3 protein-coding genes and 1 pseudogene are annotated in these 3,758 nt (G+C 71.6%); 2 read left to right on the top strand and 2 right to left on the bottom strand.

Annotated elements, in window-relative coordinates; translation table 11 throughout:
* Positions 1–218: 218 nt before the first annotated feature.
* Positions 219–1,070, bottom strand: coding sequence for a LysR family transcriptional regulator (locus ABDW35_RS33715; RefSeq protein WP_343718223.1), 852 nt, complete (start codon positions 1,068–1,070; stop codon positions 219–221).
* A 114-nt stretch (positions 1,071–1,184) separates the two neighbouring features.
* On the opposite strand from ABDW35_RS33715, the gene ABDW35_RS33710 reads away from it, so the two are divergent.
* Complete coding sequence (locus tag ABDW35_RS33710; RefSeq protein WP_343718222.1) at positions 1,185–1,565, top strand: tautomerase family protein; 381 nt, start codon at positions 1,185–1,187, stop codon at positions 1,563–1,565.
* A gap of 63 nt (positions 1,566–1,628) precedes the next feature.
* On the top strand, positions 1,629–3,116 hold the full coding sequence (locus tag ABDW35_RS33705) for an FAD-binding oxidoreductase (protein WP_343718221.1): 1,488 nt from the start codon (positions 1,629–1,631) through the stop codon (positions 3,114–3,116).
* 149 nt (positions 3,117–3,265) lie between these two features.
* On the opposite strand, the pseudogene ABDW35_RS33700 reads toward ABDW35_RS33705, so the two are convergent.
* A pseudogene (locus tag ABDW35_RS33700) lies at positions 3,266–3,758 on the bottom strand (glutamate synthase large subunit); the annotation flags it as partial.

The following is a 3,758-nucleotide window of genomic DNA, read 5'->3' as shown; positions in this document are numbered from 1 at the left end:
GTCGCAATGCAGGTCCTTCTCGGCCAGCAAGAGCCGGACGATGCGGGATTGGGCGGAGAGCCAGATGTGGTAGAGGGTTCGCATGGCGCGCGAACTCTAACCGATGCCGCCATGGTTCGGTAAGAGTCGCGTTGCGCCGCGCCGGCACATGCCACCCCCGCGCCGAAGCCGGGAACCATTCGGTTCGATCATGCCTTCGGCCCGGCTGCGACGCCGAGTCACGCCGCCACCGGCAGGCGGAAGGCGGCGGCGAGGCCGCGCAGGGCGGCTGTGAGCCGGGCGTCGGCCAGCCGCGAATGCAGCATCACGTCGGTGGCGGCCAGGGCCGGCAGGCCGAGGCGCGGACCGACATCGACGGCGCCGGGCGGTGCCGTCCGGCGGGCCAGCGGTGAGACGCCGAGGCCGGCCACGGTCGCGGCCGCAACAGCGGCACCGCCGCCGCCGACGAAGACCTCGACCCAGGGAATGCCGGCGGCGTCGAGCGCGCGCAGCGCCGCGACCCGCACGCCGCAGCGCTCCCTGTGCGTGACGAGCGGCAGGGGTTCGTCCGGCCGATGATGCCAGCCGGTCGAGGCAAACCAGCCGAACTCATCGCGGAACAGCACCTCGCCGTCGCGTCGGCCGGCATCGCGGCGGACGATCACCGCGTCGAGTGACCCGGCATCGTATCCCTGGAGCAGGTCCGGCGACGAGTCGAGCCGGACCTCCAGCGCCAGTCCCGGCCCCTGCCCCGCCACCCGGGCCAGCAGCCTCGGCAGCTCCGGCCCCGCGACATGGTCGCTGATGCCCAGCACCAGCCGCGGCGGCCGGGCCGAGACCGCGGCGACCGCGTCCTCCTGCGCCTCCAGGAGCCGCCGCGCCCGCGGCAGGAAGGCTTCCCCCTGCGGCGTCAGCCGCACCAGCCGCGGCGTGCGCTCGAACAGGCGGGCGCCGAGCCGGTCCTCCAGCCGCTTCAGGCGCAGGCTGATGCCGGACTGGGTGGCGCCCAGCGCATCCGCGGCACGGGTGAAGCTGCCATGGTCGGCCACCAGGACGAAGGCCTGGACGGCGTCGAGGTCGAGGGCGCGCATGGTATAATCATTTCAAGTTGAAATCACTGATAGTGATATCAAGCTGATTTCGAAATGATCAAGAGCGAGCTACATCTGGGTTACCGCGGCCCGCCGCCAACCATGGAGGACCCCATGCCCCTCGTCCGGATCTCGCTGCAAAAGGGCAAGCCCGCCGGCCACATCAAGGCCATCCGCGACGGCGTCTACCTGGCCATGCGCGAGACCTTCAACGTGCCGGAGAATGACCGCTTCATCCTGGTGCACGAGCATGACGACACCGGCTTCGACTACGACCCGGCCTATCCCGGCCTGGCCCGGACCGGCGATGTCGTGTTCATCCAGATCACCGCCAACAACACCCGGACGGTGGAGCAGAAGCAGGCACTGTACCGCCGCATCGCCGACCGGCTGGCCGAGAGCCCGGGCCTGCGCGGCGACGACGTGTTCATCAGCCTGGTCGAGGTGGCAAAGGAGAACTGGTCCTTCGGCAACGGCATCGCGCAATACGCCTGACCACGCCATGGTTCCGCCCCCATCCCCGCCTTAGAATGACCGGCGGGGACGAGGGGGGAACTCATGGCCAGGAAGGGTTCGACGCGCCGGCGCATGCTGGCGACCGGCGCCGTGACGCTGGGCGCGGCGGCGCTGGGCGGTGTCGGCGGGGCGTGGCTGCAGCGCCTGTCCGACGCGGCGAGCCTACCCCCTCCCCTTCCCTCCCGGACCCTGCTGGACGATGCCAGCGGCCTGAACCCGACGCCGGTGCGCGGCGTCGCCTTCACCGAGGCGGACCCGGACGCGGCGGCCGCCCGGCTGGCTCCGCTGCTGCGGCGGATCGCGGCCGGCGAGGAGCCGGCCCTGGCCGTGTCCGGCGCCCGCCACTCGATGGGCGGGCAGAGCCTGCTGCGCGACGGCTGGGCGCTGGACGCGCTGCCGCTGAACGGCCTGGCGATCGATGCCGGGGGCCGGGTGATGCGGGTGGGTGGCGGGGCGCTGTGGCGCGACGTGGTCCCGGCGCTGAACGCCGCCGGCTTCTCCCCCGCCGTGATGCAGTCGAACAACGACTTCAGCATCGGCGGCACGCTGAGCGTCAATGCCCATGGCTGGCACGCCAACAGCCCGCCGGCGGCGAGCACGGTGCGGCGGCTGCGGCTGCTGACCGCCGACGGCGCGGTGATCGATTGCGGCCCGGGCGACGAGCTGTTCGGCCTGGCGCTGGGCGGCTACGGCCTGTTCGGCGTGATCCTGGAGGCCGAGATCGCCATCCTGCCGAACGCGATGTATGTGCCGGACTTCGCGACGATGCCGACCCGCGACTACGCCGCTGCCTTCGCCGAGCGGGTGGTCGCATCCGTCGAGATGGCCTATGGCCGCCTGTCGGTCGATCCGGGCAGCCTGTTCGAGGAGGCGGTGCTGGGCTGGTACGTGCCGGTGCCGGAGACCCGCGGCACGGTGCTGCCCCTGCCCGCTTTGGACACTGGCGGGATGCAGCGGCTGGTGTTCCGCAACGCCGCCGGCAGCGACACCGGCAAGGCGGTGCGCTGGTGGCTGGAGCGTGAGGCCGGGCCCTGGCTGGCGGAGCGGACCAGCCGCAACAGCCTTCTCAATGAGCCGGCATCGGTCTTCGCCAACCGCGAGGCCGGGTCGACCGACATCCTGCACGAGTACTTCGTGCCCCGCGCCCGGCTGTGGGATTTCGCCCAGGCGGCCCGGACGGTGATCCGGCGCGACGACGGCAACCTGCTGAACGTCACCGTGCGCGACGTCCGCCGCGACGAGCGCAGCGCCCTGGCCTATGCCCGCGAGGACGTGTTCGGCCTGGTCATGCTGTTCGTGCAGGAGAAATCCGCCGCCGGCGAGGAGCGGATGCAGCGCATGACCCGCGGCCTGATCGACGCCGCGCTCGACGTCGGTGGGACCCACTACCTGCCCTACCGGCTGCACGCGACCCCGGAGCAGCTGCGCCGCGCCTACCCCACCTGGGACGAGGTGGTCGCGGCGCAGCGCCGGCACGACCCGAACGGCGTGTTCCGCAACGGGCTGTTCCGGCGCTACGCGGAGAGGTGAGGGAGCCCGGGCGCCGCAATTCACAACTGTCATCCTCGGGCTTGACCCGAGGATCCAGGGGCGGCTTTCAAGAACAGCTCTGGGTGGCCCCTGGATTGCCGGGTCAAGCCCTGCAATGACAGTTGGTGGTTTTCGGCGATCGCCCTCGCCTACTCCGCCGGGATCCGCAGCGCCTCGTCCGCCGCCTCGGCCCGGATCGGGTGCTGCAGCCGCGACACCATCTCCTTCGGCACCACCTGCCAGAACTTCGACCGCTCGATCGGCCAGTCATGCAGGATCGAGGCGGCCCAGGCGCTGCCGGTCTCGCGCACATGCTCGGCGATCAGGGCGCGCAGCTGGTCGTCATAGTGCCGGGTCTCGACCCGCTGCCACAGCACGCTCTCCGGATTGGCCCGGCGGGCGAAGCTGCCGTCTTCGTCGTAGACGAAGGCCATGCCCCCGGTCATGCCGGCGGCGAAATTGTCGCCGACCGGGCCCAGGATCACCGCCGTGCCGCCGGTCATGTACTCGCAGCCGTTGGAGCCGCAGCCCTCGACCACCACCGTGGCGCCGGAGTTGCGCACCGCGAACCGCTCGCCCGCCTGCCCGGCGGCGAACAGCTTGCCGGAGGTGGCGCCGTACAGCACCGTGTTGCCGATGATC

The organism is Inquilinus sp. (assembly GCF_039594555.1).
Classification (GTDB): domain Bacteria; phylum Pseudomonadota; class Alphaproteobacteria; order DSM-16000; family Inquilinaceae; genus Inquilinus.
The sequence above is the reverse complement of the archived record's forward strand: the minus strand, read 5'-3'. Positions and strand labels throughout refer to the sequence as shown.

Bases quoted from the DNA above. Each gene is read 5' to 3' on its own strand.
- ABDW35_RS33710 (WP_343718222.1), top strand. From the start codon at position 1,185: ATGCCCCTCGTCCGGATCTCGCTGCAAAAGGGCAAGCCCGCCGGCCAC.
- ABDW35_RS33705 (WP_343718221.1), top strand. From the start codon at position 1,629: ATGGCCAGGAAGGGTTCGACGCGCCGGCGCATGCTGGCGACCGGCGCC.
- ABDW35_RS33715 (WP_343718223.1), bottom strand. From the start codon at position 1,070: ATGCGCGCCCTCGACCTCGACGCCGTCCAGGCCTTCGTCCTGGTGGCC.